The sequence below is a fragment of the Enterococcus sp. DIV1337a genome, from assembly GCF_051712285.1.
GTDB lineage: Bacteria > Bacillota > Bacilli > Lactobacillales > Enterococcaceae > Enterococcus > Enterococcus faecalis.
Genome location: NZ_JBIOOP010000001.1, coordinates 963071 through 976453, shown reverse-complemented (window position 1 = coordinate 976453; position 13383 = coordinate 963071). Strand labels below are relative to the sequence as shown.

13 protein-coding genes are annotated in these 13383 nt (G+C 36.0%); 2 read left to right on the top strand and 11 right to left on the bottom strand.

What is annotated here, in order from left to right:
* Window positions 1-142 precede the first annotated feature (142 nt).
* The 7 genes from IGL49_RS04820 to IGL49_RS04790 all read right to left on the bottom strand — a co-directional run bounded on the left by IGL49_RS04820 (window position 143) and on the right by IGL49_RS04790 (window position 8225).
* Window positions 143-2254, bottom strand: coding sequence for a MucBP domain-containing protein (locus IGL49_RS04820; protein WP_104853782.1), 2112 nt, complete (start codon window positions 2252-2254; stop codon window positions 143-145).
* The gene (locus IGL49_RS04815) at window positions 2247-2591 is read right to left on the bottom strand and encodes an LPXTG cell wall anchor domain-containing protein (protein WP_104853781.1); all 345 of its coding nucleotides are present in this window, start codon (window positions 2589-2591) and stop codon (window positions 2247-2249) included. Before IGL49_RS04815 ends, IGL49_RS04820 begins: the two co-directional genes overlap by 8 nt.
* Before the next feature lie 16 nt (window positions 2592-2607).
* A complete protein-coding gene (locus IGL49_RS04810) occupies window positions 2608-3636 on the bottom strand; it encodes a DUF916 and DUF3324 domain-containing protein (RefSeq protein WP_104853780.1) in 1029 nt (342 codons plus the stop codon).
* On the bottom strand, window positions 3623-4288 hold the full coding sequence (locus IGL49_RS04805) for a WxL domain-containing protein (RefSeq protein ID WP_104853779.1): 666 nt from the start codon (window positions 4286-4288) through the stop codon (window positions 3623-3625). The genes IGL49_RS04810 and IGL49_RS04805 overlap by 14 nt, the downstream gene beginning before the upstream one ends.
* 184 nt (window positions 4289-4472) lie before the next feature.
* Window positions 4473-5816, bottom strand: a complete 1344-nt coding sequence (locus IGL49_RS04800; RefSeq protein WP_104853778.1) for an NADH peroxidase — start codon at window positions 5814-5816, stop codon at window positions 4473-4475.
* Window positions 5817-6001: 185 nt separating this feature from the next.
* Window positions 6002-6694 carry a response regulator gene (locus IGL49_RS04795; RefSeq protein ID WP_104853777.1) on the bottom strand — a complete coding sequence of 231 codons (693 nt, stop codon included), beginning with the start codon at window positions 6692-6694 and terminating at the stop codon, window positions 6002-6004.
* Window positions 6675-8225, bottom strand: a complete 1551-nt coding sequence (locus IGL49_RS04790; protein WP_104853776.1) for a Spo0B domain-containing protein — start codon at window positions 8223-8225, stop codon at window positions 6675-6677. Before IGL49_RS04790 ends, IGL49_RS04795 begins: the two co-directional genes overlap by 20 nt.
* 147 nt (window positions 8226-8372) lie before the next feature.
* On the opposite strand from IGL49_RS04790, the gene IGL49_RS04785 reads away from it, so the two are divergent.
* Together IGL49_RS04785 and IGL49_RS04780 are read left to right on the top strand one after the other, a co-directional pair.
* Complete coding sequence (locus IGL49_RS04785; RefSeq protein WP_061101007.1) at window positions 8373-9698, top strand: 2-hydroxycarboxylate transporter family protein; 1326 nt, start codon at window positions 8373-8375, stop codon at window positions 9696-9698.
* A 31-nt stretch (window positions 9699-9729) separates the two neighbouring features.
* Window positions 9730-10899 carry an NAD(P)-dependent malic enzyme gene (locus IGL49_RS04780; RefSeq protein ID WP_104853775.1) on the top strand — a complete coding sequence of 390 codons (1170 nt, stop codon included), beginning with the start codon at window positions 9730-9732 and terminating at the stop codon, window positions 10897-10899.
* 73 nt (window positions 10900-10972) lie between these two features.
* Here IGL49_RS04780 and IGL49_RS04775 read toward each other — a convergent pair whose 3' ends face one another.
* The 4 genes from IGL49_RS04775 to ireB form a co-directional block, all read right to left on the bottom strand.
* On the bottom strand, window positions 10973-11821 hold the full coding sequence (locus IGL49_RS04775) for a helix-turn-helix domain-containing protein (RefSeq protein ID WP_104853774.1): 849 nt from the start codon (window positions 11819-11821) through the stop codon (window positions 10973-10975).
* 500 nt (window positions 11822-12321) lie between these two features.
* Window positions 12322-12627 carry a DUF1292 domain-containing protein gene (locus IGL49_RS04770; RefSeq protein WP_002357933.1) on the bottom strand — a complete coding sequence of 102 codons (306 nt, stop codon included), beginning with the start codon at window positions 12625-12627 and terminating at the stop codon, window positions 12322-12324.
* Between the two features lie 37 nt (window positions 12628-12664).
* On the bottom strand, window positions 12665-13087 hold the full coding sequence (gene ruvX / locus IGL49_RS04765) for a Holliday junction resolvase RuvX (RefSeq protein ID WP_104853773.1): 423 nt from the start codon (window positions 13085-13087) through the stop codon (window positions 12665-12667).
* Window positions 13084-13353: a regulatory phosphoprotein IreB gene (ireB, locus tag IGL49_RS04760; RefSeq protein WP_104853772.1), complete on the bottom strand. Its 270-nt coding sequence runs from the start codon at window positions 13351-13353 to the stop codon at window positions 13084-13086. The genes ruvX and ireB overlap by 4 nt, the downstream gene beginning before the upstream one ends.
* Window positions 13354-13383: the final 30 nt, after the last annotated feature.

Below are 13383 nucleotides of genomic sequence, written 5' to 3'. Positions count from 1 at the left end.
TCATATTAATTATACGACTTTCTTTTTGCAAGAGGTAAATTTTTGCCCAAAAAAACAGGTGCTAAAGAAATTCCTTAGCACCTGTGCTTGATTTCAATTAATTTAATTATTAAGTCAAGTTGAATGGAAATTTTTTCTAGCTTTAAATAGGGGCATCTTCTAAGTTCCAAACTAATTGACCTTGGTAGCTTCCCGCGACATCACTTGGAACCAAAGTTAAATCAAGTATATTTGCTAAATTCAACACTTGACTTCCGCTACCACTAGCAACCGTTTGTTCGACATCATTAATCGGTGTCCGTTTGCCCTCTTTAATAAAGCTTAAACCTTTTGACAATGTTTGATTATTTTGATTTTTCATCATTTGTTGCATTTTAACTTTGACTTTCCATTGACTTTTATCTAACTGACTTTCATCAGTGATAGCCAGTTCTGCTTCTTGCGGCAACTTAACATAGCTATCTTTTACCGGGATTTCTTGTTGCCCAAAAGAAAGAACGTCAGGTAATTTTAATTGTGGTCCTTTTTCCAGACTAAGTATCTTTTTTTCATTATTTGAAACTTGTCCAGTTTCATTCATCGCGTAAAATTCAACTTCTTGGTCAAGCCAATTATCAGGTATCTTCATTTTCACTTGATCGTCAACAGTCTCTGGTGCTATTGGATACTCTTTTACTAATTGTTCCTCTCCACCGAAACGAGCCATCACGCGAACCGTTTTTCCCGCTTCGTGTTTTAAAGAATATGCCACCTCAGCTTCTTTATTAAAACGAGAAACCGGTATTGTCTCTCCTGAATTTTTCAATTGAAATTCCAAATTTTTACGATACCGATGAACGATTGTTTGTTCTTCTTGTTGAAACGTTCCTTGATCTTGTTCCACTGGATTTTTCACTGGATAATATCCAGGTATTTCAGGATACTCAGATGATACATCAAATGCTTGTGTTAAAATACCTGGCTGGGTCATTGGCTCTTTCAACGGTTGATCATTTTCGTCAACAAAAAGAAGATTCACCTTGCTGTTATAATTCACTTTCAACATGCCTTCGGTTGCTTGATTAAACGCTTTATCTCTGTTAGTGGCCTTTGTTTGGATTGTATAAGGTAATGCCAGATTTCCTTCTGTGTCAATGAAACGATTATCGACTGCGGGCGCACCTGCACGCCATTTCACGGCTACTGTATAAAGTAAAGTCGTGGCATTTAAGCGGCTATCTTGTGGTTGTAAGGCAGTCAATACTAATTCCTCACCTTGCATCTCTTGTGAGAACAAAGCCGTGACATCTTCACCATTAAAGTTTTGAATGTTGATATCACCTAGCTCGTATTGCTGTGATTGTAAGAGATTTGTTAAGTTAAAACGTACTTCTAAATTGCTTAATTTACGATCATCTGCAACATTCGGCATGATTTGTTGGGCCTTTAATTCACTCACAGGTTGTGGCTTCTCTAACGTTAAAGAATTTGCCACGGCCCCACCAAACTCAGGTTTTGCCACAAAGTCTGTGCGATAAGGTATTTCTAACGGCTGATTGTTATTCCAATTTCGATAAATAAAGGTTAACTTTTCCCTTGGTCGAGTTAAAATTTGTAGCTGTTGCTTTTGACTATTAATGGCACCCGTTTCCGTTTCGTTATGATAAGTTACCCAATAACCACCACTTTCATCATTCCATGTTCTAGAAAAAATATTGGTTGGATTGTATGCATAAAGCAAGTCCAATGGGAAAAATATACCAAAATAGTATTTTTTGCTTAAATCATAGGTATTGAAAGAGGTTTTTATTTGTATCGGTTGATTTTCTTCATCAAAAAATTCATACGTCACTTTCACATCTCCAAGAAGAGATAATGTTAAGAAACGCTCTTTTTCAAAAAAGATTGTTCCCCCTGCACGACTTGACAAATTTTTCAACATTGAAACTTTAACGCTGACTTTTTTGCCTTGATACCACCCCACATTACGAATCATGGCACTACCTGCAGGAGAATTTTCATCAACTGTCAATTGACTACTGTTCGCATTGCCTTCAAGTGGAATAACTTCTGTTTCTGCTCCTGATTGCATGACAAAAGTATGGGAAGTCGGTGTATAGACACCTGGCAAGGCCTTAAAGTAACCATAATCAGACAATTTTGTATTATTTGAAATTTTCTTGACTAACTCAGTTGCTTCACCGATTTGCGGTCCTAAGGCTAACCCAATCAACGTGATTATAAAAACAAATGAGGTTTTAGCGATCTTATTCATCTGCTTTCCATCCTTTCTTTCGTCTTCGGGCCACTACAAACAGGATGATACTTATAAGAAGTAAACCGATAGTTAGTAACTCCAATTGCTGTTTTTCTCCCGTATTGGGTAAAAGTTGATTGATTAATCCCTTATCAGAGTTAATCGTTTCTTGCTTGGGTTGTTTGGCTTCATTAACTGGCGTTATTTTTTCAAAAGGCACTACCTGATCTTTATAATTTTTTTGATAAAACGTAATGCCTACTTCTGAATCTACTTGCTGCGCATGTACATTATTAGGACTTGCTAAAAAAACGAATACTAGCATAAATACAAGATACCCACTTCTTTTTTTCATTTTAAAGCCTCCCTATTTATGATTTATTTTGGCGTAGTTTTAAAATATAAATGATTAACGCCAGAATAATTAAGATACAGCTGCCTATCACAAGATACAGAAGGATATTCGAAGCAGGACGTGTGACTTTGACTGCCTCATCATTCAATTTTTCATCTTCACCTTTAATTTCAAATGCTTTTTTCAATGTCCACTTTTTACCATTTTGATCTTCCAACTGAATCGTCAACTCATACAACCCTTTTTTTAAGGCTTCGTCATTCCAACTAATCGGAAGTTCAAATTGACTACGTGGTGCTACAGAAATTTGTTTTGATAATTCGCGAATTTTCTCATTTTTTCCTTTTTTGGTAACAAAGGCGTTCATTTTCAATTGACTCATTAAAACTGGTGCTGGATTTTCAATTGTCGCAAACAGTGTTAAATAGCCATTTTCTAAACCTGGTTTCACCTTTGTTAACTGAAATGCAGGTTCCATTTTTTTATTTTCAACAACAAGTTTTGCTCCGATTGTATAAGCAAATTTATTCGTTAAACTAAACCCTTTTACTTCTTTCTCTTTTCCATCTGTTAATTCATAACAATAAAATCCACCTAAAATCGTTCCTTCAAAACCATTTTTAGGGACATTTAATTGAAATGAAACTTCTTTTGTTTCTTTTCCTTGTAATTCGACTGTTTGTGACGGCGAAATCAATTCTTCAAATGTAGGACTACCTAATAATTTTTTCCCATGTTGTGAATAATCTAAAGCGCCATTTTTATTGGTAATCCCATTATTTGCATCGACACGGACTTTAACAGGCTGATCACTTACATTTTTCAAGCGTAACTTAAACTCTTGTGTACTTCCAGGGGTTACTTTTAAATCGTAAAAACTGACTGAAGATTGCTGGTTTTCTGGTAAAATAGCTTCTGCTTCAAAATTAATCTGATTCCCCTCAGCGGAAGCTGGTGCAGACCACAAAACCAACCAGCTGACTAAACTAAGAAAAAAGATGGGAATAAAGGTTCCCCATCTTTTTAAAGTCTTACGCTGGCGCATCAGATAATCCCCATGTAATCGTTGCTGTGTAAGCTTGTGCTTCAACACCTGCACGTGGCACAAAAAGTTTTACATTTTCATTTTTACCTTTTTCCCCTTGGAATAAAGCAGCCCAGGCTCCTGCACCTTTACCTTTTTCAGCTGACATTAATGGTTGTGGTGAGTCATTTAACGTTAAACTATTTGATGCAATGATTGGTGCTTCTGATTGGTTACCTTCTGTAGTTACTTGACCATTGGCTAAGGTTAACTGCGCACCTTTTAAAACGTTTTGATTTGTTGCACCTTTAAATTCTGATATTGATGCGTATAGTGACCAACCTTCTGCACCTCCACGCGTATCGTTGACTTGGACAAATGGTTTTTCGTTTTGTGCAAAGTAAGTGGTATCGCCTTGTTGAATTTCTTGTTCACCAAAGCTAATACTTGAAGCGTACGGAATTGATAATGCACCTTCACCACCTGTAGATGGATTTTCATCTGTATCACCTGTTGGATCAACGACAGGTTTGACGTCTTTCCCAGAACCTGCTTTTAAAGTTACATCAGCTTGCGTGTCTTGTAAGTTTGCTTCATTTGCATAAACTGCTGGTCCCGCAATACTTAATGCTAATGCACTTAATGCAACACTTGCTAAAATTTGTTTTTTCATTCTAAAATTCCTCCTAAAATTTCTTGGTCACTTGCGACCTGCTTTTATTTTTACATCATTTTGAAATTTTAGTAAGAGTAAAAAAATTCTTTGTTTTAGAAAAAAAGTAAAAGTGCGTTGTTATTTTTTTGAAAATATACAAAAAGAACGATACTATTTTCAGCATCGTTCTTGTCTGGTTTTATTAACGTTCTTGTTTTACCGCTTCTAAAGCCGCTGTATTAATAATGTTCCAAGGTTTATCAAACGCTGGTTGGAAGAAGAAATCCGCATAGGCTAAGTCTTCAATCGTCATTTTGGCTTGAATCGCTAATGAAATAGCATTAATGTTTGCAGTTAAATCTGCTTTTGACATTAATTGAGCGCCTAAAATTTGTGTTGTTTCAGGATCATACACTAATTTAAACCACGCTTTTTGTTTGTCTGGATTAAAGTCCATTAAGTAGTCTTCTACTACTGTCACCGCTTTTGTTTCTTTTCCTAATTTTTGGGCCATAACTTCGTTAATCCCTGTAGACGCAAATTTATAATCAAAGACGGCCAAACCAGAAGATCCTTGAACACCAGGGAAAGGTTTAACTGGTTCCTCTAGATTTTTCACAGCAAAGCGACCTTGTTTACGAGCATTCGTTGCTAAAGCAATATTTACTTCTGTATCTGCAGGATTGTATTTAATTAACGTAGCATCCCCTACTGCAAAAACATCTGGCTCACTTGTCTGCATGTATTCATCCGTCTTAATTAGGCCATTCGGATGTAATTCCAAGGTACCTTTTAACCAAGCAGTGTTTGGACGAACGCCGACCGCTACAACGACCAAATCAGCATCGTAAGCATTTTTATCCGTAACGACTTTTTGTACACGGCCGTCGCCTTCGTAACGTTCAACTGTTTCACCAGTTGCAATGGTAATGTTATTAGCTTCCATCTCTTCTGTTAAAACATCTGTAAATTCTTTATCTAGATATACCCCTAATGGACGATCTAAAATGTCAATAACAGTAACCTTTTTGCCAGCTTTCGCAAATGCTTCGGCAGCTTCAATACCAATATAACCACTACCAATCACAACCACATTATTGACTTCCGGATCTACTGTCTTTTGTTTTAATTTAATGGCCCATTGACGACCACGCATCAAGTAAATATTGTCCAAATCTTTACCTGGAATATCTAATTCAAATGGGACAGCCCCGGGACTGATGATTAATTTATCATAATTTTCAACACGTTCTTCACCTGACACTAAATCTTTCACTGTCACTTGATGTTCTTTTGGTTGAATCGCTGTAATTTCAGTATTAGAAAAGACATTCACACCACGGCTCTCCATTTTTTCGCCAGTCATATAACGAACAGAATTAACATCTTTCACTTTTCCTTCTAGATACAACTGCATGCCACAAGATAAGAATGAAATAAAATCACCTTTCTCATACCATTGAATTTCTGCATCAGGATGAAGATTTAGTAATTCCTCTACCGCTTCATAACCTCCATGTGATGATCCTAAAACAATAACTTTCATCGCTCGTTCCTCCCATATAATATTATTTCTTACTTAATAAAGAATATCATATCTCCTCAAAAAATAACAAGTAATATCCTCTTTATCATTCTCAATTAAGTTCTTTAAATGAGAATAAAAAGGAGTATCCTCTGTATTTCGCCACTTTTCAATTACTTTTTTTATTTACTAAAAAATAAAAAATACTAAATTCTGCGATACGATTGATAGGGGCGCCCCACTTTTAAATAGCTGTTTTTACTTTCTAAAAGGTTATTTTTTTCTAGAAACAACACATATTTGCGAACAGAAACATGAGAAAGCTGACTCGCTTCTGATAATTCTTGAATCGTAAAATAGTCTGTAAATTCGTCTATTTTTTTTAACAATAATTGTAATGTTGCTTGTGTTAGTCCTTTTTCTAAGGACAGGTTTTGAAGATCTTGTTCATTTTTACATGCGTTTGTCTGTGAAGAATGAAACAATTGATCCACTTTTGTTTGCGAAAGCGCCTCCGTTTCCAGCGTGAATTGAGCAGCTTTCTTCTGAAATTTTTCGATACTTTGTTGAAATCGCTCAAAAGAAAAGGGTTTAACTAAATAGTCTAAAACACCTAAGTGTAAGCTTCGCTTAACATTTTCCAACTCGTTAGCAGCCGTAATCAGGATGACTTCTGTATCAATTTTTTCATCTCTAATTGTTGCCAGATAGGTCAAGCCATTGCCATCTTTTAAATGAACATCTAATAAAACAAGTGCTGGTTGTTTTTCTTTCGTTAGTTGTAGACTTTCAGCAATTGTTGCCGCCGTAAAAATAGTCGGTTGGTGAATTAATTTTTCAAGATATTTTTGATGTATATATGCAACCATAGGATCGTCTTCAATAATCAATAGGTTCATTTTCCTCTGCTCCTTCGTAATGAACATTTATGCGAATGACAAGCCAATTGTTTTGTTGGTTTTCCCAAGTCAATGTCGCTTCCGCATTCTCTAATAATCTTGCCAAATAAGAAGTGAAAAACTCTTGCTCAAAACGTTCCAGTTGTTCTTTTGGATAAGCAAACGAATAAGTCGTCGTCAAACTTTCTGGCTGATAATCAATGGTTTCAATGATCTCTTCTGGTAACGGTTGTTCCATCAGGAAACGATGAATATATCGGTAGATAGCAATCAAATTTTGTGTATCTTCATCTCGTTTATTTGGTGGAATTTCTGGATAAATTTCAATGGCTAATTGCGTTTTAATTTCCGCAAACTTAATTCTTTCTCCACTTAAAAAACCAGCTAAAATAGGGTTCCTGACCAAAATAGCTAAGCGCTGTGCAAATTCCTTTTCTGGTTTCAATAAATCGGCTAGATAATGTTTTAGCGCCTCATAATCTTCTAAATCGACTAAGCCATAAATGACATGCATCTTATTCATAAATTCGTGTGATTGACTTTGTAATGCCGAAGCATATGTTGTTGTGCTGACAAGCTGTTCTGCGACAATAAACGTTTCCGTCGCATTTTTCAGAAAGATAACATGCCCAATTGTTTTTTTACGGACATTAATCGGGGCGATTGAGACGAAATAATCCTGGCCATTTTGACGATAGAATTGCTCTGTTTTTGAATGTACGATTAATTTTTCAGCAGATAAAACCAATGCTGAAAGTTTCTTTCCTAGTAAATTTTCTTCACTATTTGTTATATTATGATACATTTTAGTTGCTTCAATATTTGCTAATAAAATATTTTGATCGGTATCAATCACAAGGATTGCGTCTTTCGTTTCCTCAAGCATGGCGTTTCGCTCTTCTAACAGACGAGCAATTTCTCTTGGCTCTAAATCGTGAAGTTGTTTTTTTAAATAATAAGAAACCACGATGGCTAATATAAAGCCAAAACCAACACTTAAAAGGACACTCACTGTGTAATCATTTTTTGTTCGTTCAATCAATTGTGAAAGCGAGGTCATTTTAATGCCCATTGCCACCACCCCAATTTGTTTTCCTTGATCATAGACTGGGACAAAACCTCGTAATGATTCTCCTAAACTCCCTTGACTAACAGATAAATGTTCCTCCCCTTTTAATGCTCGCACTTCATCGCCACCTTCAAAATGCTTACCTATTTTTTGGCGATCAGGATGTGTTAAACGAATCCCCTGCATATTCATAATCACGATAAAATCCAACTGATGGATTTCACCTAAACGAACCGTATACGCTTCCAATTCATCTGAATAGTGATCATTCTTTAAGGCTTCAATAACATTCGGTTCAATAGCCAACTGTTCCCCGACGGCTAAAAGTGCTTGCTCTTGGTTTTTACGAACTTCTTTAATTGTTTGGACCGTCGTTACTCCGTAAAAGAAAGTAATCATAATAATTAATGTTGCAATAAAAATCACTGATAAGAAGCACCATAATTTCCCGCCACGCTTCATTCCATCCCTCTTTTCTCTTCAAATAAAGTATAGCATAGGAAGATTTAGTTAAAAAACTTTTCTTTAGTTAAATTAATTAAATAATCTACTCTATAGAAAACGTTTACATTATGATGAATATAGATTAAAGTTATAGGAGGAAATAGCATGGAAAAGAAATTGCACGCAACAGCTGCTAATGAAACAGATTGGCGCAACAAATTAACCAAAACGAGGATTGGTTCGGTTACGTTACCTGTTTATCTTGTAACAGCTAGCATTATTCTTGTTACGGCTCTTTTAGAACAACTACCAGTCAATATGTTAGGTGGTTTTGCCGTAATTTTAACAATGGGTTGGTTACTTGGAACAATTGGTGGAAATATTCCTATTTTGAAACATTTTGGCGGTCCCGCAATTTTATCTTTATTAGTACCATCAATTATGGTCTTTTTCAATTTACTGAACCAAAATGTCTTAGACTCAACAGATATTTTAATGAAACAAGCAAACTTTCTCTATTTCTATATTGCTTGTTTGGTTTGTGGAAGTATCCTTGGAATGAACCGCAAAATTTTAGTCCAAGGTTTAATGCGTATGATTGTCCCAATGGCATTAGGAATGATTTTAGCAATGGGTGTTGGGACCCTTGTTGGAACGCTGTTAGGCCTCGGTTGGAAACATAGTCTTTTCTATATTGTCACTCCTGTTTTAGCTGGTGGAATCGGTGAAGGTATTCTTCCTTTATCCCTTGGTTATAGTGCCATTACAGGATTGCCAAGTGAACAATTAGTGGGGCAATTAATTCCCGCAACCATTATTGGTAATTTTTTTGCTATCATGTGTTCCGGTTTACTCAGTCGTTTAGGAGAAAAACGCCCTGAACTTTCTGGACAAGGTCAGTTGATTAAAATTACCAATTCAGATGATTTAAGTGATGCCCTAGAAGAAGACAAAGCACCAATTGATGTAAAATTAATGGGCGCTGGTGTTTTAATTGCGTGTACCTTATTTATTACGGGTGGTTTATTGCAACATTTAACAGGCTTTCCTGGTCCTGTTTTGATGATTGTCGTTGCAGCCTTTTTAAAATACCTAAACGTAGTACCGAAAGAAACCCAACGCGGATCAAAACAGCTTTATAAATTTATCTCTGGTAACTTTACGTTCCCGTTAATGGTTGGCTTAGGTATGTTATATATTCCTTTAAAAGATGTCGTAGGAATGCTTAGCTGGCAATATTTTATTGTGGTGATTAGTGTTGTTTTCACTGTTATTGCTACAGGATTTTTCGTTTCACGCTTCATGAATATGAATCCCGTCGAGGCTGCCATTGTCTCCGCTTGCCAGAGTGGTATGGGTGGTACTGGCGATGTTGCTATTTTAAGTACAGCCAATCGAATGAACTTAATGCCGTTTGCACAAGTTGCGACACGTTTAGGCGGCGCCATTACAGTAATAACAATGACAGCTATTTTTAGAATGCTTTTTTAACCATACTTGAATTATTTAGGAGGAAAATGATATGTCAACAAAAGATGTAAAAGAATTAGCAATTGAACAAGCAAAAAAATTTGGGGGAAAATTAGCAGTCTGCCCTAAAGTTCCGATTGAAACAAAAGCAGATTTAGGAATTGCCTACACTCCAGGTGTTGCGGCTGTTTCTTCTGCCATACATGAAAAAAAAGAACGAGCTTACGAATTAACGACGAAGAAAAACACCGTTGCCGTTATTAGTGATGGCTCAGCAGTTTTAGGTTTAGGTAACATTGGTCCTGAAGCAGCGATGCCTGTCATGGAAGGAAAAGCCGCTTTGTTTAAACGCTTTGCTGGTGTAGATTCGATTCCCCTTGTTTTAGATACACAAGATACCGAAGCAATCATCCAAACAGTGAAATTTTTGGCTCCAACCTTTGGGGGGATTAACTTGGAAGATATCAGCGCTCCTCGTTGTTTTGAAATTGAACAGCGTTTAATCGACGAACTAGATATTCCCGTTTTCCATGATGATCAACACGGGACGGCGATTGTTGTTCTAGCAGCTTTGTACAACAGCTTAAAATTAATCGACAAGAAAATAGAGGACATTCACGTGGTAATCAATGGAGGTGGCTCTGCTGGTCTTTCAATCACAAGAAAATTTTTAGCTGCTGGCGTAAAACATATTATCATTGTTGACCGTACAGGGATTCTGAGTGAAACAGACACAGCTCTACCACCACACCATGCAGAAATTGCAAAGCTAACCAATCAGGAACATCGTACCGGTGATTTAGCTGCTGCACTTGAAGGCGCTGATGTCTTTGTTGGTGTTTCGGCACCAGGTGTTTTAAAACCCGAGTGGATTCAACAGATGAATGAGCAACCGGTTATTTTTGCAATGGCTAACCCAGTTCCTGAAATTTTTCCAGATGAAGCTTTAGCGGCAGGTGCTTATATTGTCGGAACTGGTCGTAGTGACTTTCCGAATCAAATTAATAATGTGTTGGCCTTCCCTGGTATCTTCCGCGGTGCCTTAGATGCTCGTGCGAAAAAGATTACGATTGAAATGCAAATTGCCGCTGCCAAAGGGATTGCAAAATTGATTCCCGATAATGAACTCACGCCGACGAATATTATTCCCGATCCGTTCCAAGAAGGAGTAGCCAAAGTCGTCGCCGAAAGTGTTCGTAACGCTGTCAAAGAAATAAATTAAAAAGAGAAAAAAGGAACAACTTAACTCAAGAGGAGTTAAGTTGTTCCTTTTTAAAATCTGAAACGATAATCTATTATTTAAAACTGATGTTAAACTCTTGCATATCTTTTTCAATATAAGCAAGTAATTTTTTATTTTCAAAGAAACGTGTAAAGTAGTACGCAATACGATAATCTTCCACAGCATCTAGTCCTAGCATTTGTTTATTAAACGCTTTTTCGTATAATAAGCAATCTAAAGAGTAAATAGAACTGTGTGTCCGATTAATTTCGATTCCTTTATCACTTAATTCAATACTCTTTGCATAGTCTTTAATTAATGAATAGAATTTTGCGGTATTATAATAAATACGGCATTGCTCTAAGGGATAATCTAATTTGAATTCGCTTAGCAATTGTAAAGATTTATCGTAATAAACTTTTGCTTTTTCAATATCATCTTCTAGTTCATATAAAATACCGATTGCATTCATGCTCAAAATATTATAAATATTAATATCACGACTAATTTCAGAACCACGATGTAAATAGAACAATGCTTCGCTATTATTTTTCTTACCTAATAAACTAGTAATCCCTTTATAATAGAAAAATTTTGTTTCTAAAATTCTGTTTGAACTTTCGATATCATCTGGATAGTCTTTCAACAAATCATAGGCTTCATCGTGCTTAAAGTAAAAGCATAATTCTTCTACTTTATTTAATAAGCTTTCGAGTTTTTTCTCACTAGAACCTTCGATACATTCTTCCACTTGTAAGTCTAAACGTAGACATACAGATGAGAAAATGTCTAAACTGTCACACACATTTTTGTTTTCAATGTTACTAATTGTTGCTTGTGTACAAATTCCTTTTGCCAATTCAGCTTGCGATAATTTTTTCTTTTTACGCGCTGCTTTGATTTTTTCTCCCGCTACTCTCACAGTCAAAACTCCAATCTTTCTATTTTTTTTGTATTAAACATACCATCATTTTACAGATAATGTTATAATTAAGCTATCCTAATAAAGGAGGTGAAATATATGTTTGATTTACTTGCTTTATTAACTGGAATTACAGTATACGGAAATGCTCCTCATCAATAATTAGTGAGCTACATTACTGAATTTCTGACGGCTCTACCTATGCCAGTAGGTAGAGCTATTTTTTTATTCAAAATTATAAAATTAACAGTATTTCCAAAGCCCCATCCTTAGTATAACACAAATTATAAATTATGCTAGATAGTTATCAAATTAACGTCATTACAAGGATGTTACGTTTTTACAACATCTTGTAAAACTAGACAAGGCTGTCCTTCTTTATCTAATACGTTCAATGATAGCGATAGTATCTTATGATAGAAACAACATGTACATTATAACAATTATTATTAAGAAAGCTACTTCTCAATAGGAGAAGTAGCGCTTCTCTCGTTACAGTTTTACTCTTCTTCTTCAGCCATGAATGTATTGAAAACTTCTTCAATCATATCCCATTCAGCATCTGTTTCGATTTGCTGTAAATCGCCTTCTGTACCTTCTGCGTTTTCCACATATGAGTAAGCTTGCAATTCAACATCTTCATCCTCAGGAATTCCTGCTGGATATAATAAAACATAATTTTTACCGAATTCTTCTTGACCATCGACAGTTAGTAAGATTTCGTATAATGTTTCATTTCCTTGCTCGTCTACTAAAGTAATGTGTTCATGTCCTTCATGATCATGATCGTGGTTGTGTTCTGTCATTCTTCTTCTCTCCCTTGATGTATTCAAAGCTCGATAATTATCGGCTGTGTGCATCTAAATAATTTTGTAGAATCATTACTGCTGCTAGTTTATCAATAACTTTTTTTCTTTTGGCTCTTGAAGCATCTGCTTGCTCCACCAAGAAACGCTCTGCTTGGACAGTTGTTAATCGTTCATCTTGATAGTCAACCGGTAATTGAAATAATTTTTGAATCTTATCACCATATGCTATCGATGCTTCAGCTCTAGGACCAATTGAATTATTCATGTTTTTCGGTAAGCCTACGACAAATTTCGTAACTTCGTATTCTTTCACCAATTCACCTAATCGCTCAAAACCAAAGTTTTCTTCATCTTCGTTGATACGAATAATTTCGATGCCTTGTGCTGTCCAACCTAATAAATCACTGACAGCCACGCCGACTGTTCGCGAACCTACATCTAGCCCCATGATCCTCATTTGACATCGATTCCGTGGTTCACTAAGTAATATTTGGTTAATTCTTCCATGATTTCATCGCGTTCATGACGACGAATTAAGTTTCGAGCATCTTGATAACGAGGAATGTAAGCCGGGTCCCCAGAAAGTAAATACCCTACTATTTGGTTAATAGGATTGTATCCCTTTTCTTCTAATGCCCGATATACGGTTTCTAACGTTTCACTGATTGCTTTTTTTCGATTATCATCAAAATCAAAGCGTACTGTTTCGTCTGTAAAACCCATTTTACTACACCTCACTTCTACTTTTATACA

Excerpts from the sequence above, each read along its gene's own strand:
- ireB (WP_104853772.1), bottom strand. The coding sequence starts at position 13,353 with ATGGGTTTTACAGACGAAACAGTACGCTTTGATTTTGATGATAATCGA.
- IGL49_RS04815 (WP_104853781.1), bottom strand. The coding sequence starts at position 2,591 with ATGAAAAAAAGAAGTGGGTATCTTGTATTTATGCTAGTATTCGTTTTT.
- IGL49_RS04770 (WP_002357933.1), bottom strand. The coding sequence starts at position 12,627 with ATGACAGAACACAACCACGATCATGATCATGAAGGACATGAACACATT.
- ruvX (WP_104853773.1), bottom strand. The coding sequence starts at position 13,087 with ATGAGGATCATGGGGCTAGATGTAGGTTCGCGAACAGTCGGCGTGGCT.
- IGL49_RS04785 (WP_061101007.1), top strand. The coding sequence starts at position 8,373 with ATGGAAAAGAAATTGCACGCAACAGCTGCTAATGAAACAGATTGGCGC.
- IGL49_RS04820 (WP_104853782.1), bottom strand. The coding sequence starts at position 2,254 with ATGAATAAGATCGCTAAAACCTCATTTGTTTTTATAATCACGTTGATT.
- IGL49_RS04780 (WP_104853775.1), top strand. The coding sequence starts at position 9,730 with ATGTCAACAAAAGATGTAAAAGAATTAGCAATTGAACAAGCAAAAAAA.
- IGL49_RS04800 (WP_104853778.1), bottom strand. The coding sequence starts at position 5,816 with ATGAAAGTTATTGTTTTAGGATCATCACATGGAGGTTATGAAGCGGTA.
- IGL49_RS04805 (WP_104853779.1), bottom strand. The coding sequence starts at position 4,288 with ATGAAAAAACAAATTTTAGCAAGTGTTGCATTAAGTGCATTAGCATTA.
- IGL49_RS04795 (WP_104853777.1), bottom strand. The coding sequence starts at position 6,694 with ATGAACCTATTGATTATTGAAGACGATCCTATGGTTGCATATATACAT.
- IGL49_RS04810 (WP_104853780.1), bottom strand. The coding sequence starts at position 3,636 with ATGCGCCAGCGTAAGACTTTAAAAAGATGGGGAACCTTTATTCCCATC.
- IGL49_RS04790 (WP_104853776.1), bottom strand. The coding sequence starts at position 8,225 with ATGAAGCGTGGCGGGAAATTATGGTGCTTCTTATCAGTGATTTTTATT.